The following is a 21,175-nucleotide window of genomic DNA, read 5'->3' as shown; positions in this document are numbered from 1 at the left end:
TTTCAAAATTTAGTTTTAGTATAAAAAAATAATCCGACATTTGCCGGACAATGTTTTCGAGTTGTAATCGTTTAATTTTTACAAATATATAAAAATTTAAATTCAAATGAAAAAAAGTTTCTCAATATTACCCATCATCACATTATTGATTTTCAGTAATTTATGCATACATTCATGCGGAACCCGCGAAGATACCGTAAGTTGCTTCCCAACCAATCCGATCAATGTAAGCTTAAATCTGAATCTTCCGGCTTATTATAATCTGAACCAGGTCGGCGGATGGGTTTATATTAACGAACAACAGTCGGGAACAAGAGGGCTGATCGTTGTACGGGCTTCGGACACGACATTCAAAGCCTACGACCGAAACGCGCCGCATATCTGCCCCGAAAGCAATACAACCCTTGAAGTTCAGGACAACATCAGGATCGTCTGCCCGAAAGATAATGCCCAATGGATTTTACTGACCGGACAGCCGACGGCCGTGGCCAACGTTCCGCCGAAGACGTATCTTTACAATTACGATCCGGGAAGCAAAGTATTAAATATTTATTATTAAAAAATGAAAGTCGTTATACAGAGAGTTTCCGAAGCCCGCGTAAAAGTAGACGGACAAACCGTGGGTGAAATCAGAAAAGGACTGATGCTTTTGATCGGGGTTGATGAAAATGATGAGAAAAGCGATGCCGATTGGCTCGTTCAGAAAATCTTAAACCTCAGAATTTTCGGGGACGAAGAGGACAAACTGAATCTTTCCGTACAGGATGTGCAAGGAGAGATTCTCTGCATCAGCCAGTTTACGCTGATTGCCGATTATAAAAAGGGGAACCGTCCTTCTTTTATCAAAGCTGCAAAACCAGATAAAGCCGTTCCGCTCTTTGAATATTTTAAAGAAGAAATCTCAAAATCCGGACTGAAAACAGAAAGCGGAATATTCGGGGCCGACATGAAAGTTTCATTAATTAATGACGGTCCGGTAACTATTGTGATGGATTCCGTTACAAAAGCTTAAATTCGCAGAAAAATTTATTTATATTCAACAATGAAAAAAACCTTATTTACCTTGGTTCTTCTTACAGGAGTAAACCTTGCCTACGCCCAGAAATCGTATACGGACGAGCAGAAAGCTTCTTACTATATTGGTCTTGATATTGCGCAGAACATGAAAAGACAGGGCTTCCCGGCAGATGCCGAACTTCTGGCTCAGGGAATTAAAGATGCTTTGGCTGACAAGCCGACGCTGTTCCCGAAAGAAGAAATGGGAACTTTCCTGCAGGGCTTTATGCAGAAGCAGAATGAAAAAAAGCAGGCGGAAGCTAAAGTAAAAGCAGAAGAAAACAAAAAGAAAGGCGACGAATTTCTTGCAAAGAATAAGCTGAACAAGAATATTAAGACAACGGCCAGCGGCCTGCAGTATGAAGTTTTGAAAGCAGGGGACGGAAAAGCAAAACCTGCCGCTTCAAGCACGGCCAATGTACTATATACCGGAAAACTGATGGACGGAACGGTATTCGATTCTACGGATAAAAACGGCGGAAAACCGATCGAACTGAATCTTTCAGGCGTGATTCCGGGATGGACGGAAGGAATTCAGCTGATGAGCAAAGGGGCAAAATACAGATTCTACATCCCTGCCAACCTGGCTTACGGTGACAATGGTGCCGGAAACGTTATTCCTCCGGGAGCCACTCTTATTTTCGACATCGAGCTGGTAGATTTCAAATAAGAATCATAGCATAACATCTCAAAAGCGCCCTTCAAATGATTTGAAAGGCGCTTTTTTAAATAAACTTTTATAAAAAATTAATTAGCAGGCACACTGCTGAAATTCAGTGCTACCCTGAGGTTCATATCTGAACTTGTCTGATTTTTCAATTCATAAACCGTTCTTACGGTAACGCCCGTACTTTTCACCACACTATCCAGAAACCCTGTATTTTCAAGGTCCAGGTTGATGCTTGAAGCGTCGGTTGCAATATTGGATCTGGAAGCTACCAGCTTTTCACCGGTTCCGTTTGATGAAATATATACTTTAATCGATTTGAAGGCATTAAGCGTTCCTCCGGATGGTGAAACCACGGATACTTTTGCATCCGAAATCCTTACATCTTTAATTTTAGCATCATTATTCCCTCCAAACCATGTCTGAATATTGGAAGCAGTTGCTGTCGAAGAAACTTCCTTATCCGCAGGAACACCGGTGGATACCAAGACATTTGCCGTGTAAGGAAAAGTATTCTGAACCAACGACTGTACGGTACCACAGCTTACCAAAGCTACTGAAGTCACTGCCGCTGTCAAAAATATATTTTTCATAATGATAAATTTTAAATTTTGTTTGCAGAAATTATACCAAATCGGAAATTACTCCACATTTATAGTAAAACTTCCCTTCGTTGTGCCGGATGCCATATTGCTTTTCCCGACGATCAGCCATACTTCGCCTTTCCCTTTTACATCGTAGGTAATTTCCTTTCCGAAAGGCCCGTCGTAGTCGCCGTTAGGGAGTTTGATCTGATTGAAACGGATGTTAAAATCCTTGACGTCGGTTGAAATTTTCGCCTTTAAGGTCGATTTATTGAAATTGGTAATTTTTAAAATAAATTCCTGGCCGTCCTTCGTAAATTCTTCCCCCAGTTTGAAAGGAAGCTGTGCCGCGTCGGCGGTACGGATGATCTGCCCGTCTTTTACATCCCTCATTACTCCTTTGCTTAGTACCTCTTTTGTTTTTGGGGCATTATTGATAACGGAATCTTTCATTTTTACGGCGGCAGAATCTGCTTTCTCTATTGGAGAGGCCTGTTCTGAAACTGCCACTGAATCTGAATCCAGGGTCTGCATTTCCGTAACTTTCGGTTCTTTTTTACAGGAAATGATGATCAGGGGAATGAGCAATAAGATTTTTTTCATAATAATGAATTTAATTGTATGTTCTAAACTATAGGCAGTTAATGATGCCAAAATTATTCCATTAATTCCATCATAACCTTAAAATAAAATTAGATTTTAATAGATTAATCTTTACTGATTAAATTTCTTCTTTGCTACTTTATGGCTTGATAATAAAGGACTCTGGACAGTATTTTTTCATTTCTGTGCATTCTGGCTTTGCTGAGGATCGATTTTCTGAGATTTTCGTCATGAGCTTTTGAGGCATATTTCAACAGCTGCCTATCATTAAAATTAATGGTTATCTCATAATAATTGAGAACAAAATCTTTACGTTTCATGTTTTGGGAAGTAATTATTCCGCCCCAGTTGATGTAGCTGCAGATAAGGATTATTCCATATATACACCACACCATTGAATTGAACAAAAAAACATTTCTTTTCTGTCTTCGAATTTTAATGAAAGTCATGAACAATCCGACCAGTGCTAAAATCAAAAATGCATATACGCCTAGTCTTTTATAGGTAAATCCGTAGCTGGTTATGTATTCCGAATTTTTCAACATTGCTGAAATTACCAATACCGCATTCAGGAAAATCCAGATTTTTGCTAAATTTTTCATGAAGCCTGCTTTAGGATCAAAATTAAAGCTCGATTTAAAGTAAAACATAATGACCAGAATCGACATGATGATCGAAATGATTACGGCATTTACCCGTTCGTGGGTTTCTTCCGAAAGCCGGACCGGAGTTTTTACCGTTTCATAGAATTGTTCGTAATTATAGGTAATAATGAAAAATACCAGCAAAATATTCAGGGCCATGAGGGAAATCACGCCGCTCATTCTTTCTGTATCAAGATCAAAAAAAGAATAGGTAGGTTTCAGTACTTTATCCTTTTCATTGAAGTCATTATCTAAAGTAGAGTTGGTTTTATAAATCAACCTTTCGACAACATGATTCCAGTACGTAAAAGCAATAAAAATACCCAGGGTGGCAATTGCTATGAGCTGCCAAAATTTAATATCAAATTCAACATCTTCGAAAAGACCTGCAAAATGATCACTTCCGGCAGAATAGATCCAAAAGAAAACACAGATTAACAGCAACGGGACGAATATCAATGCAAATACTTTCTGCCAAAATCCATGTATTTTTTTCTTTGGAAGCCATTGATCAAAACTGAAGAACCTGCACAAAAAAGTAGAAAGGTTAGTAACCATAACGGGAATCAACAACAGAATTTTCATTCTTCTGTTCCGTGAGCGGTAGCCCAACAAAATCACCGAGCTGATCACAGCCAGAAATGAAGGGAAATCCCCGTACCAGGCAAATGCACAGCTGGAAAAAATGCTTGTCATAAAAAGGAAAATAAAGGTTTTGGTCCTGTTCTTTTGCGGAGTTCTGAAAAAAGTGAGAACCGCGTAGATCAACCCGATGATTCCGAGGTTCAGACCGACATTCTGATCGTAAAAGAGGATGATGAAAAGGATAGTGGTAAGAAATATATAATGATGTGTTTTCATGATGGCTTATTTATAAAATTAAAAGTTGCAGCAGTTGATGACCGCCAGGAAATAAATGATACTGATCGGGATGTTCAGCAGCATGAGGACGGCAGCATTTACGTGCGGCTTATTGTCGGTACTATTGGACATAAAGAATATGAGTTCATAAAAGAATACGATGACATTAATGACGGCAGCTGCAAGAACATAGTAGAATCCTATGATTAACAGAAATTCGCTTCTTGTAAGAAGATAGATTATCAGGAGGAGCGTTCCCAAGGTGAATGAAAGATAAAACGCGGTCTTTCCTTCTATACTGAATTTTATATTTCCCATAATTTAATGTAAAACAGTGGTATTTTTCTGTTGAATAAAGTCTTTCAAATGGTCGAAATTCTGCCAGAGCAGCGCTTCAAAATCCCAGTGGTAAAAAGCGCGCATGTTCTTACCTTTTTTATAGGCTCTGATATAATCCCTGAAATATTCCGGCAGGATGAGGCTTCCCAACACGATGGCTGCCAGAAGGTGGGCATTGAGCTTTCCGTTCCCCAGCAGGAGAAACTGCATGGCGATTTCATCCTCAAAATGGGTTCCGCAGCCGGTGATCAGATGATGGACATCATGATTTTCCATTTTCGGGATCATGCTGAAGCCATGTTTTCTGTAAAATTCGCCGAGTTTCCGGCCCAGGGAATCTTCCTGAAATTCCAGCAGCTGTTTTTCCGTAAACCGCCACTGCCTTTTCTTTTTCTTAAAATATTTCCGGTAAAGTTTCTGGGTTTTATCGTAAACGAAAAGCAGAAAGCGGACGCGTAGTTTTTTCATAGTTTATAAAATTTAAATTAATGACAGGATGAGAAAAAAGAAAAAAAGAATCGGAAAATTGAATATCAGCAATATCATGGAATTTTTGAATTCGGTTCTGTTTTCAGGAAAAATGAAGATCAATGCAAAAAGCAGCAACACTGAAAATATATTGATGACCAAATTAATTCCGGATAAAAAGATGAATATCATCACGGTATCATCGTCTATTTTTAGTACCATTAATAGTATAATCAAAATCCCGATCAACCAGTTTGCACAAAAATACTGTAATGCAATTCTGTTATATTTAAACTCTTTCATCACGTTTAAGTTTGAATATTGTAATTTCCGGACGGACCATATAAATTTCTGTTTTAGCTTCCCGCGAAAGGGGTTCCGAAAATTCCAACAGCGAGTTCGATCCATACTATCGCCAATACTAAAAGAATAACGAAGCAGATCATGAATTTGGAACGAAGCGTCTTCTGTGATCTGATGACCAGGTTGACAAAAAATGTCGTCCCGAAAAGCAATATTCCGGCAATGAGAAAATCAAACGGTGACCAGCTCCACCCTTCCAAGAATAAGTTTCCGAAAAAAGCAGTAATGATCAGTAATGCTGGTATGGCAAAAATAATGGCTGTTTTCTGTTTGTCTAAAATCATAGTTTCAAATTTTTAATAATTAAAAGTACTTTGTATTTCAAAGTTAAAATGAAAAAAAATATATAGCTTATTTCCCCAGCAATTTTTCAAGCGCATTGATGTGTTGTGTAAAAGCTTCTCTTCCGCTCTGGGTCACCCGGTAAGAGGTTTTCGGTTTTTTGCCGACGAATTCTTTTTTAACTTCAATGTAACCGGATTTCTCTAATGCGTTGCTGTGACTCGCCAGGTTACCGTCCGTAATTTCAAGTAAAGCTTTCATTTCGGAAAAATCAACCCAGTCGTTTACTATAAGAACGGACATGATGCCCAATCTTACACGGCTTTCGAATTCTTTGTTGAGTTGATTTATTTTTATCATTTTAATTAATCTTGCTGTTTTATATGCTCAAGCATAATGACTTTATTATTGGCAAATTTCACAATCAGCTGATGATCCGTAAAACCAAAGCCGGTACCTGTTCCTGCATAATACTGCCAGAAGTTCTGTTGTTTATCTTTCAATTCAGGGCTACCTAAGATTTCTTTTACTTCTGACGAATCTTTACCAATCAGTAATCTACTATCAATAAGATCATCAATCATTTTATAATTGTCAACTCCGCTTTCCGTTCTTTTGTTTAACTGCCATATAACGGAATCAAAATCTCTGCTTCTTTCTTTGGTTATACTATAGATCAGAATAGAAATGATCAGAAAATAAATAACCGGAGAAATAATACCAGTTAACAGGATACTCTTTAGCAATCGTCTTTTCTTATTTTTTAATACAAGCCAAAAGATACCTAAAATGACAGCTGCCAGGATTAAAATAATAAAAAAAGCAGAATCATCCATTTTTACTTATACTTTTTATGCATAATCAATCCGTATACAATATGCAGGGCTCCGAAACCTATTGTCCAGAATAGCAGTCCCCATCCCAAAAAGAATAAGGAGATCAACCCCAGAATGATCTGACAATATCCTAAATATTTTACATCCGTCAATGTATATCGTTCCGCGCCCACCAGCGCGAGGCCGTAAAAAATTAGCGTTGCCGGGGCTATGAATACAAAAAGATGATGATAAAGCAATCCTAAGCAGAAGAAACCTCCCGTTACCAAAGGGACTGCAAAGGTAATCAAAAGTCGCTTCGTAGTGGCATCCCAGATCTTCAGTCCTTTCTTTTTACTTTTGTTGGCGGTAAAAATGTAACCGCTAAGCACTGCTACAATCAAAATCACGGTTCCGATCACCACCAGTTCTTTTACCAGAGAGGGTCCGAAAACATTTCTTTTCCCGTCAAAATAATCAATTCCATTCTTCTGAAATACAAAATACACATATACAGCTCCGATGATAGCGGCTAATCCCGCAACAACCCCGGATAATCCGCTCAAGGAAATAAACCGGGAAGAGCGTTCCATCATAGAACGAATGTGTGATAAGTCTTCGTGATAGTTTTTTGATTCCATAAAAAGAACTTTGAATTACAAAGTTATTATTTTTTCTGAATGTGCAAAATTTATTATAAAAATAATTTTTATTTCCTATCCCTAACCAAAATAATTATATTTTTGTCCGCAAATTAAATTTCACTTTATGAGGATTATAAAATTACTCCCTTTATTATTATTTGGCATCATTCAAGCACAAGACGGAAGTCTTGATACTACATTTGGAAGTGCCGGCAAAGTCTTAACATCAGTAAATCCAGGAGCTGATATCGCTTATGGAGTAACCATTCAGCCGGATGGAAAAATTCTTGTTGCTGGGACAACAAATAATTCAACAACCGGAAAAGATTTTCTTTGTTTGAGGTATAATACAAATGGTACCTTAGATACAACTTTTGGAAATGCCGGAATCTTCACTTCTGATCTGCAATTCGGAAGCGACGATGTGGTTTATTCTATAGCTCTTCAATCTGACGGAAAAATTGTTTTAGCAGGGTTTTCGGATGATGGATCTAATAAGAATGCTGCCTTAATGCGTCTTAATAGTAACGGAACTATTGATAATGCCTTTGGTACTTCAGGAAAGACAATAACTGATTTTATTACTAATAGATCTGATGAAATTAAGGTTGTAAAGATCAACCCGCTTTCAGGAACGATTGTAGTAGGAGGAAAATCTGGAATTACCAACACAAGTACTTCCATGATTATTGCCAGATATACTTCTACAGGTATTCTTGACACAACATTTGGAAATGCAGGTATCTCCACCATATCCAATTCTTCTACTATAGGTGCAGGAACTTACTCTCCGGTAATAGAGGATTTAGTAATTAAAAGTAATGGTAAGATAACTGCTGTAGGTTGGTATGAACAGCAAGGCCTTATGTGGAGTGCAGATTCTTATACCTGCAGATTAAACTCCAATGGGACATTTGATACCACTTACTCCAATGACGGTGTTAATTTTTTTAACGGTGCTTATAACGGTAATGATAAAGCATTTTCTTTAATTCTAAATTCAGACGATAGTTTTGTGATGGGTGGAAGCAGTGACATTTCTGCACAAAACTATGCTTTTGCCGTTTATGGAATTACAAGTGCTGGAGCATTGGCTACTCCGTTAGCTCAAAATCAGAGAACCGTAAGTTTTGGAGCGCTTGATGTATCAATGAACTATGATCTGAAAAAAGATTTATACAACAAATTGATCTGTGTAGGCTCTACCGGTACTTCGAGTTCTAAAACTTTTGCTCTATCAAGAATAAATGCAGACTTCACAGTTGATACAGCTTTCGGAACTACAGGTAAAGTTACTACTACATTTGGAAATGCAATAAATGAAGCTTATGATTCCGCTATCCAAAGTGATAATAAAATCATTGCAGTTGGATATTCAGGAAACGACATTGCCATTGCAAGATATAACAATACCGCTTTTTTATCTACAGCAGAAACAGCAACAAAGAATAGTGGTGTAAATATATACGTTGATGAGGAAAATCTTGTTGTAGAATCAAAAAATAAGATTCAGGACACAAGTTATGCTATTTATGATTTTTCAGGAAAATTATTATTAAATGGCAGACTCAATTCTAATAAAATATATATAGGAACTCTAAGTATGGGCAGTTATATTTTCGTACTGAATAATCTAGAGATTAGAAAGAAATTTATTAAAAATAAATAAAGGATAATTATAACATATAGTTTATGGCTGGGATAGTTCCCGGCCATAATTATTTAAAGTGATCTGAATAAGAACTCAGGTATGGTAGATATTCATTAAATGTAATAATAGTAGCACAAAAAGAATCAATCGAAAAAGTGTACAGTTGTTATAGTAAGGCTGAAAAAAATTTATCTCTATGATCATTATTACTGCTACTTCACACTATACGCCATTAACAAAATGCTCTGCAACCTTTTGAGATCATATCAACTTAGCGTTACCCATCGTATAATCCGTTACCATTATTTTGCAGCAGCAATCTTTGCGATATAATAAAAGTGTTATTCTTTTAGAAAATACTTATTCAGAGCTTTCCTATACAAATAGTTGAGACTTGGTAAGTGGCAACTGATAATATTAATATTCTATTTTTTAAGATCTGTATAATTTTAGGAGTTTCATTGTATTTCCATATTGCTATGTAAAAAACAGGATTGCACGTTATTTTATAGCAAACAGTTCCTTGATCTCCCTGTTGTTCAGATTACCGATCCAGCTTTCTCCGGTAGCTATCGTCATATTGGCAAGCGCTTTTTTGGATTGAATCATTTCATTAATTCTCTCTTCAAAAGTATTTCTGGTAATAAACCGGTGAACCATAACATTATTTTTCTGTCCTATACGATAAGCACGATCCGTAGCCTGAGCCTCTACCGCAGGATTCCACCAGAGATCATAATGGATGACATGGCTTGCAGCCGTTAAATTCAGACCTGTTCCGGCAGCTTTCAGGGAAAGAATGAAAATTTTGTCGGCAGGATTATGCTGAAACCGGTGAATCATTTCCTTCCGCTGTTTTAGTGTACATCCTCCGTGATAAAACATGAGCGGCTCTTTATAACGTTCTTCCAGAAAATACAGAATCAGGTCTCCCATCTCTTTGAACTGCGTAAAAATCAGAACTTTTTCTCCGCTTTCCACGATACTGTCTACCATATCGAACAGCAAGGCCATCTTGCCACTCAAAGAAGCATCCATTCTGTTGTTCTTGAGAAACTGGACAGGATGATTACATATCTGCTTTAGGGCCAGAATCATCTGAAGCACCAGCCCCTGCCTTTTGAAAAGTTCTTTGCTGTTTTGAGGATCAATGGCTTCTATAGCCATCATAGCTTCTTCCAGGGTCTTTTCGTACAGGGCAGCCTGCTCAGCCGTCAGTGTTGTAAATGTATTAATTTCCATTTTATCAGGAAGATCGCTGATAATTGACTGATCAGATTTCAGCCGTCGCATCATGAAGGGAGCCGTAATCTTTTTTAGTTTTTCAGCAGCTTTCACGTCATGATAGACTTCCACGGGCATCCCGAAATCTTCTTTAAACTGTTTGCTGCTGCCCAAAAAACCACGGTTACAGTAATCCATGATGCTCCAAAGTTCGCTCAGCCGGTTTTCCACAGGGGTTCCGCTCATGGCAATACAATAGTCTGCCGGGATGCTCTTTACAGCTTTTGCCTGAGCCGTATCCTGATTCTTAATATTTTGTGCCTCATCAATAACAACACTCTGCCACGGAATCTTTTTTAACCTGGATGCCTCGGTACGGGCAATTCCGTATGAAGTAAGCAAAACATCATATCCGGTTGCTATCTTTCTGCCGGTTCCGTGAAACAGAGCTACCGATAAGGAGGGAGCAAATTTTTCAATTTCCGTCTGCCAATTGGTCAGCAGGCCGGTAGGGGCAATAATAAGGACTTTTTTATCTTCCAGCAATCCTTCTTCCTTGTATTTGAGTAATGTTGTAATGACCTGCAATGTCTTTCCCAGACCCATATCATCAGCCAGCAGAGAGCCAATGCCTATTTTCGAGTTCCGGTAGAGCCAGGAATAGCCGCGTTTCTGGTACGGCCTGAGTTCTGCCCTGATGCTTTCCGGAAGAGGAACCTCATTTACGGATGTCAGTTCTTCAATAAGGCGCAGCACCTCATCATCCATGGTAATTTTTGCGCCCTGATATTCGCCACTCAATGCTGCATGGAGGATTTCCCGCGATGAAAGTTCCTGACCGGAGGAAAAATGCCGATGCAGTTTTTCAAGTTCTTCTTTTCCTACATATATGTAGTGTGACTTATACCTGATGAGGGTATCCGATTTATCCAGTATTTTTTTAAACTCTTCTTCATCCATGACCGTGTCTCCTACAGCCACCTGCCACTCGAAGGAAAGCATTTGTTCCAGGTTTAAAAAAGATCTTCCCGGCTTGGTTTTCACCCTGACACTGGGTTTCGGCCTGAGGATGTCCTGCAACGATTTGGGCAGCAGAACCTCCACATCCAGCAGACTGATTATGGGAATCATCCGAAAGAGGAAAGGAGTGAAAGAGACATGATCCATCACGATAAGGTCCTTCCCTCTCGAATTAATGCATTGTTCAAGCCCGGGAATAAAGTCGGACATGGCGGCCATGGTCTGTAAAATATCCGACCTGTATTTCTTAAAAATGTCAAGCGAAAGGATCGTTCTGAGGGAAATCTGTTCTTCCGGAAATTCTTTGATGCCGGAAACATTTATTTCCACTAAAAAAAGATGACGGTCTGTTTCCGAAACCACCAGCTGCGGACGGAGATCGCCCTGCGTAAGATAATACTTCTGGAGCCAAGTCTGTATGCCGCCTGCAGAAGACCGCTCTCCGGGTGCATTAAAAGCATAGGAACGATTGGCAAAAAAGAGATCATGAAATATTTCTCCTTGTTCTTTTCCTGATAACGCGGTAATCAGTTCGGTGATGAAAACGGATAACAGATTCTGAGCCATGTTCTTCATCTTTTTTTCAGATCCTGCTTCCTGCCACCGGAATATACCTGGAATAATGATCTCTGCCATTTCGTTCTCCAGCGCTTTTACTTCTTTACTGACAGAAGCCGGAATCCAGCGGACGCCATATTTTCCGCCCGGCATTATGACCACCTGCGGAATAACGGCACCGTTTGCCGTAAGGTGAAGCGCCAGGAGAAATGCGGTATGCAGAGAAGCTGCCGAAGGCTGGTAATCCCGCATTCTGCCGGATGAGATACGGCTGAGCTCCACCATCATCCTCCGGACGGAAACACGGCTTTCACCGATCATTGCCGCAACCCTGAAGTTTTTATCGGTCACGATAAAGCAGGTGTCATGAATAGTGATCTTGCCATCTTCATTTTCCGGGAAGCCTGCCGCATGGGCAAAACTTGTTTTTCCCTGAAGGATTTTCTGAGCATTTTTCACGATCTTCTGTACTGCCGTTCCGTACTTACTTTTAAAATCGGTTGTACTGCTGAAGAATACGGGTTTTTCAGGAAGCAGAGACATCAGCGGCTCCTGAATGGGGGAAAGCGAAGTAAAAATAAGCTGCCTGTAAATGTCCTCTCTGCCCGGAGCATCTTTTACAGAAACGCTTTTCTTTTTTTTATTTTCGATATAAAAGTCTGCCAGCTGAGGAATTTCTACCGCTTTTCTGCTGATAAAGCTCCCTCTTTTATTGAGCTCGGCTATCAGATCCAGCAGATGGAGTTCAAAAACAAGGAAAGGATTATTATCAATTTCTTCGCTAAGCTTATAAATAACGGCAGCCAGATGTTTACAGGGAACAGCCCGATCCGGACAGCTGCAGTACATAGTAAGATCCGTCCATTGCCTTGGAAAAATCCGGAGGCCAGCATCCTGTGCCAGCCGGAGCAGTAGCGGATCCAGTTCCCGGTTCAGCAGTCTGGAAATAATCATTGGATACAGCTCGACAGCTTCCAAAAAAATTTCAATCTTATCGTTATCAAATGTCGGGATAGATATATCTATTTTATACGGGAAAGGACTGCTTCCTGCCACTTCAGCAAAAATATGATTTCCATCTATTCTGATCTGCTTTACGGCACCTTTCCTTGCGTAACTTGAGCCTCTGGGAAGCCTGTTGCTGTAATCTATATTATTCAAGGCCAGTAGCCACTCCTGTCCCCACCAGGTTTTGCCAAACTGCTTAGCCATAATTTGTATTTTTTTAATTTAATTTAGATAGCGGCATTTCTACATTATCTTCGGCCCCGATACCATATCTGTATCGGGGGATTTGAAATGCTTATACAGACATATCTTTCAGGAAACAGGTTACTTTGCTCTCAGTCTTTCCTTAATCGCTCCGATGCTTTTCTTTGCAGAATCTTCCAGAATCAGGCTGGCACTCATATGGATCCTTGCCGGCATCAGTTCGTTGAAATGGTCCGTTCCTTCCCATGATACTTTTTTAATCAAAGCTAAAGCATCACTGCTCCTTGAAGCAAGGGTTTGCAGGAACTTCTCCAGCTTGGCATCCATTTCTGCCATGTTTTCGGAAACCGAATGGTAAATATTGTGCTGTTCTGCCCATTCCGCCGACCTGAAGTCCGCATCGATGGCCATCGCGGAAAATTGCGACTTCCCGATTTTTCTTTCCACATAAGGTCCGATGACGAACGGCCCGATACCAAGGTTAATTTCCGTTAGAGCTAAAGCTGCGTCTTTTACCGCAAAACAGTAATCTGCTCCACAGGCAATTCCCACGCCGCCGCCAGTGGTTTTTCCCTGTACTCTTACCACTACGATTTTACCGCAGTTCCTCATGGCATTGAGGACCTTTGCAAAACCTCCGAAAAACTTTGTCGATTTCTCCAGCTCTTCAATCTCCAGCAATTCGTCGAAACTGGCCCCGGCGCAGAACGCCTTTTCCCCTTCGCTTTTTACAAGAATGGCTTTCACCTCATCTTTTGCCCCTTCCTCAAGAATGGTCTGCGCCAGTTTTTCAAGGATGGCTCCCGGAAGAGCATTGCTTTTCGGCGTTCCAAAGGTAATTTCGGCAATATTGTTTTTCAGTTCTGATACTACAAATTCGTTCATTTTTAATTTAAATTGGATTTACACAAAAATAGGAAAGTTCGGCGAAAAGCAAAGTTCAAATTAAATAATACCCATAGCTGTTGTCTTACAATCCTTTACGTAATGAAACCCATTCTGGAAAGTCTCTGGCAATAAGCAACATTTTTCTACCATACCGTATAAATACGGAATCATTAATTTGGTACTTTCTACGCTACCACAAAATTTATAATTGCTGTTACTTTGGTCTTGTCAACGAAGCAGGGTTCAAATAAATGGAATTAATTGAATATTTAAGAATAAAAGCTTCAGAATAAAATATCTTGTAAACTTTATACCACCATTGAGAAATAATTGGTACCTATAATATAAAGACTAATAACCATAAAAACTTTAACGCTGCAGAAGATCGCGAAGATTCTAATTGCATAAATGAGAAGAAATCCCCTTACAGCAGGGGATTTTTATTTTTTCAAAGCTAAAATATATTTATCGATATACAGCTGTTTTTCCTTCGATTTATATTGCTGAATGTATCTCGGATGTTCAAGGACCGTCATTTTTCCGAATAAATTGGCTTCCTGATTGATCTTTGCGAGGAAGTCCGCATTCTTTTTCCCCATAATAAAAACTTCCGAAGCGTCGAGATTCAGGCTGAGGTGCTTTTTTAAAGAATCGATTATGAAATCCTTCACATCGTTAAACAAGGCTTTATCATCGTAATAATTGGCGTTAATCCAGTTTCTTTTCGATTTCCTGACGATGGCCAGGGGAAAAGGTGAATTAATGTATACTTCCCTGTAAAATTCTTCCGGTCCGCCATATTCAGCGATCATATCATAGACGAATACGGATGAAACCTCATGGGTGCAGGCTGAATGCATCTTAATTCCACAAATGCTCTGGAGCCGCTTCGTATCGGTAAAAGGAACTCCGGTAACACCTGCTCCGTGACGGCTGGGGTTTATTCCCAACAGAAATTTTCTCCGGTTGGAGTCATTGTAGTATTTATGGTAAAACTGCTGCATCACTTCCAGTGTTTCCGGATTGTCGAGGTATGGGTTCAACACTTGGAAATCATCCGGAAGTTTACCGGTGTAATGCAGCGTACGGTTAAATTCGATCACCTGGACGGCAAAGCTTTTATCCATTAATTTTAAAAAATAAAATTTTGTGGCCGTCCTTTCTCCTCCTCCTCATCATCATCATCCTCTTCTTCATCACTTAACGCCAGTTCAATATCGATAAACTGAATGTAAAGTCCACACACAATGTCATGCTCATCATAAGCAAAATATACCGGATAGCTGCCGTCACCGAAACCACTGGCAAACATCGGTATTTTATATGAAGTTCCTGGAATCGTCCAGTTAATCCAATCGCCACTTTCCCGCTGGTTTTCAGGATGTGCTTTGTAGCTTTTTTTAAAAAGCTTTGCAAAATAATCATCATAGAGATTATCCACATTGAGACTTTCTACAAAACGGTCAAAGGCTGGAAGGGCTTCCGCATCGGTAATACATGCTAAGCCGGCATCAACGTGAAATCCGAAATAATCATCCGGCTGTATATCTTCCAGATTTTCATTCCCGATCAAAGCTTCCCGATAGATCACCGGCTTTTCATTGGTAAACCGTACTCTTACAACAGCATATCGGCTACCCCATTCTTCTGACTTTACAACGGCAACGGTCACGGGAAAATCACCTTTCAGTGTTTCTATGAAATAAGATTCCTGTGCGGAGTTCAGATATACCAGAGGATCTCTGACCACCACTTTACCGGAATGGAGAGAAATCTGCCCAATATCCATCGTTTCCATAGGCAGGCCAAAAATTTCCTTTGATGTAAAATAGCTTTCAAGATCCGTAGGACAGACCAACAAATGCCTGACACTTTCCCACCGTTTAATCCAGGTTTTGTTCATGACTTACAATTTTGTGATTGATTTCTCTATTAAATTATGTAATAAAAAGAAAAAAATCAGACAGGGAATCAACTTTAACAAAAGTTTATAACAGCTGATATCTTCCTAATCTAAATGATACTTCCTGTCAGGCTTTATCAACTTCTCAAACAAAGTCTTACTTTTCTGAAAATTTATTTAGTATGACAGGAAAAAATTGTCTATTTTCAAGACACCATTTCCAAAATCATTGTATGGATAAAAAATTAAAACGGTTTTTCGTCAAATCGGTTGTTGTCTTATTGATCATTCATCTGGGGTACTTCCTCTATGGATATGTTAAATTCAAAGGACTGGAGCAGGTTTCTATCTATACCGAGTTTTATCGGTTCAAATTTTACGATGATGTTTCCATTTCCCACTTTTTTATATCCGGATTATTTTTATTTGTGTTTTTAGTCATACTGCTCTGGAAACATTCAAGACAGGGCTATTCTTTTATTAATCTTTTTAAAACAGGAGCAGCTTTACTGCTTGTTTCTTTTCTCACGTTTACTTTTTTCATCAGTTACAGCCTAGGGATGAATGCCAAGCTTAGACATGACTTGCCTGAAAAAGATCTGAATAAAGACAAAACTTTGCTGAACGTACTGCGCCCTTTTCTGTATAACTTTACCTCTTACAGCTCAGAAAAGCTCTTTAATCCGGAGCATATCCTGTACCCTAAACCTTATCCTGTTATCGGGCAGAAAGACTCTATCCGGTACGCTACGGATCATGAAGAATATTATTCGATTCAGCATACCTACTACAGCATCGATACGTTAAAAGTGTTAACTTCCGATAAGAAAAAGATAAGCACCGGTGCAAAATTCTTTTCTGATTTTTTACAAATGGATCCTGAAGAATTTAATAAAAGGATTATTTCCGAAAAAGTTATTAAAGACAGTACAGAAATTATTTATAAGGGTCAGGAAGTACAACCGGAATATGATGACAGGGTATGTATTTTCCTTGAAAACAACAATTTATTTTCTCCTGCTTCTGATCTTCCGGTTTCTGAACAACAGTATCATAATGCTGTAGAAAGATACAACCTGCTGTACCGGTACAAACAGGATTCCCTGTTGCATCGCTTTCAAAAGCTGAACATGGTGCTGAAAAAATATAATATTGAAACACAGATTATTCCCGAAGACCTGACAAAAGATGTCTTTTATTACCGGGATCATAAAAAAGAAATTTTAAATGGCATCCGGAATACATTTGAAAGAAATGACCTGGCTAAAAAATTAAAGGCTGTCGATCATTTGTTTTACCATCCGAATTATCTCCATCCGTCCATCCGCATGATTTTTGCCGCTGTTGTGGTAAGCGTGTGGCTTGTTTTATTCTTATTCTATCTGATCTGGAATTTTAAAAATAAGAAAAAACCGGCTGCCCCCCAAAAAAAATGAGGCTGCCCAACTTTTTGGACAGCCTCATTTTGCTGTATTGCCATATGTTATATCAATCCGAACTGCTCGAAATGATGGGTAACATGCTTTTTATGCATTAGTTCCCACATTTCCTTATTGAGTTTTCCGAATACGAAATTCATGTGTTCCGCCTGAGGATTTTCTCTGTAGTAAATGGAAAATCTTTTCAGATTGTCCAGGAACGACTGTTTTGCGGCTTCCAGGTTTTTATGCTTCAGTTCCGGTAAGGAGCCGTCGGCATTCAGGAACGGAGCCTGGAAGTCTTTCGGCATTTTGCGGTGGTTATACAGCGAATCCTGCCATTTTTCCAGTTGTTCTTCCGGCGTAAAACACGGGTCTGCTTCCGGCTCGCCGAGACTTACCAGTACACCGTGCTCCAAATGTTCGATCATCTGCTGAGCAGACATTTTTCCCCATTGTGAAACGGTATTTTCCGTTAGGCTGTTCAGGAGCTTCTGAACATTTTTTACATTCAGATCGATGAACGGCGATTGTTTTGCCACCAACGTTAAAATGGTCGCTACACACACCACTTCCTCTCTCTGGTTGACAACTTCTACCAGCCATTTCACCACTCCGGAAGGAATATTTCTTCCCTTTACGCCACGGTTGATCTTTTCTTTGGCAGTTAAATAAACAGTAATTGTATCTCCGGCATAGACCGGTTTGAAGAACGAACAGTTTTCCAGTCCGTAGTTTGCGATCACCGGTCCTTTCTTTCCGGAAACGAACAATCCTGCCGCTGCGGAAAGGATGAAATATCCGTGCGCTACGGTTTTATCGAAAATGGTTCCCGATAAGCTCGTCGCATCGGTGTGGGCATAGAAATGATCCCATGAAACATTGGAGAAATTTACGATATCGGCATCGGTAACGGTTCTTCCCGCCGTTTCCAGGGAATCACCGACTTCCACTTCTTCAAAATACTTCTGGAACGGATGCTTATCAGAATATTTCTTTTCAGCACCCTGCTGGTACACTTTGGTAATGGCTGTTAAAATATCCGGTGATCCCTGAATGGCTGTTTTCTGAAGGAAAAAATGAAGACCGTTCAGTCCGCCCATCTCTTCGCCTCCTCCGGCTCTTCCGGGACCACCGTGCATCAGTGTCGGGAGCGGTGAACCGTGACCGGTGCTTTCCTTCGCGTTGTCTCTGTTCAAGACGAAAATCCTTCCGTGCTGGGAAGCCATTTTCCAGGAAGTTTCGGCCACAAACTGATCATCATACGAAATAATCGATCCAACCAGACTTCCTTTTCCTCTTTTGGCCAAAGCAGCAGCTTCTTCCGCATCTTTGTACGGCATCAGCGTAGAAACCGGTCCGAAGGCTTCGACGTCGTGAGAGATATTTTTTTCAAAAGGTTTGTCATTTAAGAACAGTTTCGGACTCATAAAGGCTCCGTTTTCATAGTCTGCATCTACCAGTTCGTGCTGTCCGTCGTAAATAAGTTCCGTTTCAGCTTTCAATAAATTTATTTTTCTGATCACCTCATCGTACTGCTGTTTCCCGACCAGAGATCCCATTCTCGTTTCCCTGCTTAACGGATTTCCGATTTTAGTCTGGTCCAACGCTTTCGATAAAGCATTCTGAACGTCTCCGATTAAATTTTCCGGAACGATAATTCTTCGGATGGCGGTACATTTCTGCCCGGCTTTGGTCGTCATTTCGTTGCGGACTTCCTTGATGAATAAATCGAATTCAGGCGTCCCTGGCTTCGCTTCCAGTCCTAAGATGGAGCAGTTCAGGGAATCCGCTTCCATATTGAAACGAACGGCATTTCCCGCCACCGACGGTAAGGATTTCAGTTTTCTCCCTGTGGTTGCAGAACCTGTAAATAGCACAGAATCACCATCCTGAACATAATCCAGGATATTTCCCGGTTCTCCGCACACCAATTGTACCGCTCCCTCAGGAAGAATTCCGCTTTCGATCATATCCTGGAATACGGCATTCGTTAAATAGGAACCGAACGGTGATGGCTTTACAATGGAAGGAACGCCGGCTAACAAGGAAGTGGAAAGTTTTTCAAGCATCCCCCAAACCGGGAAGTTGTACGCATTGATCTGAACGGAAACCCCTTCACTCGGCGTTAAGATATGCGTTCCCAGGAAAGTTCCGTTAGCAGAAATTTTCTGGGTTTCTCCATCTACCCAGAACGGGGTATTCGGAAGCATCCGCTTTGCCAGTCCGGAATAGGTAAAGAACGTTCCGAAACCGCCCTCGATATCCACCCAGGAATCCACATGAGTTGCTCCTGTTTTATAAGATAATTCGTAGTATTTTTTCTTTCTTTCAAGAAGGTACAAGGCTACTTTCTTCAACATCTCCCCACGGTCATAGAACGTCATGGATGAAAGATTTTTGTATCCTACGGTTCTTCCGTAGTCCAGAGCCTGTTCAAAATTCAGCCCTTCCGTATCGGAAACGGCTACCTGCTCTCCCGTCACGGCATTATACAAAGGGATCCCGGTTCCGGTCCCTTCGATCCATTCGCCGTGGATATAGTTTTTTAGTTTTTGCATAAAATTTAATTTAACAATGTATCAATGTGACAGTTTACCAATTAGCTGTTGCATTTTTACACCGGTCTACAGTTATATTTAATTTTTCTGTTCCTGATAGGGAAATAATTTCACCAGACCTTCATACAAACTTCTGTGCAAAATAGTTGCATGATTATCGGTTTCCATCATTTTATATTCGATCGTCCAGTTATTTTTACCGGATTTTTTCAGCACATCATATAAATCTTGTGCATCTTTTATCATCACCGGATGCTCTCCTTTTCCGACCGAAATATAAATAAATTTCTTCGTATCCGGAATTTTGGTTAGCAACTGATTTGCACTTTTTAATAAGCTTTCATCATTCCACCATAAGCTCGGGCTGATGATAAAATAATTATTGAACAGCTCCGGTTTTTTCAGTAAAATTTCTGTGGCTAAAAGTCCGCCCAATGATTGTCCGAAAATGTATGTTTCAGTAGTTTTAAACTGGTTTTCAATATAAGGTTTTAATTCTTTTTCAATAAAACTGATGAACTTGTCAGAATGTCCGGTTGTCGGGTAATCCTTCTGTAGATCTTTCAAATCTGTATGAAAAGTAAAATCTCTTTTCCGATCGATATTAGCAATTCCAACCACGATGGTTTCCGGCATCGAGTACATTTGGTTGAAGAATTGCACCAGTCCGGTAACATGGATAAAATCTTCATTGAGGCTTCCATCCAGCAGATAAATGACCGGATAGGATTTGGCTTTATCAAAATTCTGCGGAAGATAGATATTCAATATTCTGTCTTCATTTAAAATTTTAGATTTCAATGTTCGGATTTCACCGATCGTTAATGGCTCTACGTTACCATTTTGAGCTGAAACCATAGCTGAAAGTCCCAATAACATGCTGCAGATCAGCAGGATTTTTTTAATCATTTTTCTTTATTTTTAACCTGATGCGGTTTNTTTTGAGCTGAAACCATAGCTGAAAGTCCCAATAACATGCTGCAGATCAGCAGGATTTTTTTAATCATTTTTCTTTATTTTTAACCTGATGCGGTTTTTAAACCTCATAGGTTTTGAAAACCTATGAGGTTTGTACTATAAAGTTTCCATAAAATCATACTCTATACTAGAGCGGTGATACATTATAAAATCATTTATCGTATCAAAATATTTCATCATTTCAGCTCTTTCAACATGACTCGTCTTTGCTGTATTGATATAAGAATGATATGATGAATACCTCCAGTTTCTGATATCTTTTACCAACCCATGATTCACCGGATTATTGTGAATATAGTGCAGTAATTTAGTCAGATATTTTTCATCATTAACCCTCTTGCGTCTCAGATAATCAAGAAAAAGAGAACCTTTTCTATTATATCTCTTGTTATAGGCTTTGCATATCCGTTTAATAAATTACTAAACTGTTTCATTA

At 39.6% G+C, this 21,175-nt stretch carries 20 protein-coding genes; 5 read left to right on the top strand and 15 right to left on the bottom strand.

The window, feature by feature from the left end; genetic code table 11:
• The first annotated feature begins 106 nt into the window (after positions 1-106).
• Genes ACED20_RS04975 through ACED20_RS04965 form a run of 3 tightly spaced genes read left to right on the top strand, consistent with a single transcriptional unit; the run spans position 107 to position 1,726 of the window.
• On the top strand, positions 107-559 hold the full coding sequence (locus ACED20_RS04975) for a hypothetical protein (RefSeq protein WP_294200370.1): 453 nt from the start codon (positions 107-109) through the stop codon (positions 557-559).
• 3 nt (positions 560-562) lie between these two features.
• Complete coding sequence (gene dtd / locus ACED20_RS04970) at positions 563-1,012, top strand: D-aminoacyl-tRNA deacylase (RefSeq protein WP_294233273.1); 450 nt, start codon at positions 563-565, stop codon at positions 1,010-1,012.
• 30 nt (positions 1,013-1,042) lie between these two features.
• On the top strand, positions 1,043-1,726 hold the full coding sequence (locus tag ACED20_RS04965) for an FKBP-type peptidyl-prolyl cis-trans isomerase (protein WP_294200368.1): 684 nt from the start codon (positions 1,043-1,045) through the stop codon (positions 1,724-1,726).
• 77 nt (positions 1,727-1,803) lie between these two features.
• Here ACED20_RS04965 and ACED20_RS04960 read toward each other — a convergent pair whose 3' ends face one another.
• From ACED20_RS04960 to ACED20_RS04920, 9 genes are all read right to left on the bottom strand, one after another.
• On the bottom strand, positions 1,804-2,316 hold the full coding sequence (locus ACED20_RS04960) for a hypothetical protein (RefSeq protein ID WP_294200367.1): 513 nt from the start codon (positions 2,314-2,316) through the stop codon (positions 1,804-1,806).
• 48 nt (positions 2,317-2,364) lie between these two features.
• On the bottom strand, positions 2,365-2,910 hold the full coding sequence (locus ACED20_RS04955; protein ID WP_294221865.1) for a hypothetical protein: 546 nt from the start codon (positions 2,908-2,910) through the stop codon (positions 2,365-2,367).
• Between the two features lie 134 nt (positions 2,911-3,044).
• Positions 3,045-4,415, bottom strand: coding sequence for a DUF4153 domain-containing protein (locus ACED20_RS04950; RefSeq protein WP_378103669.1), 1,371 nt, complete (start codon positions 4,413-4,415; stop codon positions 3,045-3,047).
• Positions 4,416-4,433: 18 nt separating this feature from the next.
• Positions 4,434-4,733, bottom strand: a complete 300-nt coding sequence (locus ACED20_RS04945) for a hypothetical protein (RefSeq protein WP_378103668.1) — start codon at positions 4,731-4,733, stop codon at positions 4,434-4,436.
• Positions 4,734-4,736: 3 nt separating this feature from the next.
• Positions 4,737-5,222: a Coq4 family protein gene (locus tag ACED20_RS04940; RefSeq protein ID WP_294200359.1), complete on the bottom strand. Its 486-nt coding sequence runs from the start codon at positions 5,220-5,222 to the stop codon at positions 4,737-4,739.
• Positions 5,223-5,578: 356 nt separating this feature from the next.
• Positions 5,579-5,869: a hypothetical protein gene (locus tag ACED20_RS04935; RefSeq protein ID WP_378103667.1), complete on the bottom strand. Its 291-nt coding sequence runs from the start codon at positions 5,867-5,869 to the stop codon at positions 5,579-5,581.
• 67 nt (positions 5,870-5,936) lie between these two features.
• Positions 5,937-6,227, bottom strand: a complete 291-nt coding sequence (locus ACED20_RS04930) for a transcriptional regulator (protein WP_294294333.1) — start codon at positions 6,225-6,227, stop codon at positions 5,937-5,939.
• Positions 6,228-6,232: 5 nt separating this feature from the next.
• The gene (locus tag ACED20_RS04925) at positions 6,233-6,703 is read right to left on the bottom strand and encodes a hypothetical protein (RefSeq protein WP_294200353.1); all 471 of its coding nucleotides are present in this window, start codon (positions 6,701-6,703) and stop codon (positions 6,233-6,235) included.
• Positions 6,704-6,705: 2 nt separating this feature from the next.
• On the bottom strand, positions 6,706-7,323 hold the full coding sequence (locus ACED20_RS04920; protein WP_294200351.1) for a hypothetical protein: 618 nt from the start codon (positions 7,321-7,323) through the stop codon (positions 6,706-6,708).
• A gap of 127 nt (positions 7,324-7,450) precedes the next feature.
• On the opposite strand from ACED20_RS04920, the gene ACED20_RS04915 reads away from it, so the two are divergent.
• The gene (locus ACED20_RS04915) at positions 7,451-8,995 is read left to right on the top strand and encodes a hypothetical protein (protein ID WP_378103666.1); all 1,545 of its coding nucleotides are present in this window, start codon (positions 7,451-7,453) and stop codon (positions 8,993-8,995) included.
• Positions 8,996-9,478: 483 nt separating this feature from the next.
• On the opposite strand, the gene ACED20_RS04910 is transcribed toward ACED20_RS04915, so the two are convergent.
• From ACED20_RS04910 to ACED20_RS04895, 4 genes are all read right to left on the bottom strand, one after another.
• Positions 9,479-12,991 carry an SNF2-related protein gene (locus ACED20_RS04910; protein ID WP_378103664.1) on the bottom strand — a complete coding sequence of 1,171 codons (3,513 nt, stop codon included), beginning with the start codon at positions 12,989-12,991 and terminating at the stop codon, positions 9,479-9,481.
• Positions 12,992-13,111: 120 nt separating this feature from the next.
• Positions 13,112-13,876 (bottom strand): enoyl-CoA hydratase/isomerase family protein, encoded by a 765-nt coding sequence (locus ACED20_RS04905; protein WP_294221882.1) that lies wholly within the window; start codon positions 13,874-13,876, stop codon positions 13,112-13,114.
• 443 nt (positions 13,877-14,319) lie between these two features.
• Positions 14,320-15,006, bottom strand: coding sequence for an SMUG2 DNA glycosylase family protein (locus ACED20_RS04900; protein ID WP_378103661.1), 687 nt, complete (start codon positions 15,004-15,006; stop codon positions 14,320-14,322).
• Positions 15,007-15,011: 5 nt separating this feature from the next.
• Positions 15,012-15,782, bottom strand: a complete 771-nt coding sequence (locus ACED20_RS04895; protein ID WP_294233249.1) for a DUF4241 domain-containing protein — start codon at positions 15,780-15,782, stop codon at positions 15,012-15,014.
• Between the two features lie 233 nt (positions 15,783-16,015).
• On the opposite strand from ACED20_RS04895, the gene ACED20_RS04890 reads away from it, so the two are divergent.
• Positions 16,016-17,218 carry a hypothetical protein gene (locus ACED20_RS04890; protein WP_295213051.1) on the top strand — a complete coding sequence of 401 codons (1,203 nt, stop codon included), beginning with the start codon at positions 16,016-16,018 and terminating at the stop codon, positions 17,216-17,218.
• Between the two features lie 47 nt (positions 17,219-17,265).
• On the opposite strand, the gene paaZ is transcribed toward ACED20_RS04890, so the two are convergent.
• Complete coding sequence (gene paaZ, locus ACED20_RS04885) at positions 17,266-19,761, bottom strand: phenylacetic acid degradation bifunctional protein PaaZ (protein ID WP_378103659.1); 2,496 nt, start codon at positions 19,759-19,761, stop codon at positions 17,266-17,268.
• 78 nt (positions 19,762-19,839) lie between these two features.
• A complete protein-coding gene (locus ACED20_RS04880; protein ID WP_294233241.1) occupies positions 19,840-20,670 on the bottom strand; it encodes an alpha/beta hydrolase in 831 nt (276 codons plus the stop codon).
• Positions 20,671-21,175: the final 505 nt, after the last annotated feature.

This window comes from Chryseobacterium sp. sg2396, assembly GCF_042610505.1.
GTDB lineage: Bacteria > Bacteroidota > Bacteroidia > Flavobacteriales > Weeksellaceae > Chryseobacterium.
This window is presented reverse-complemented; position numbering and strand designations above follow the sequence as displayed.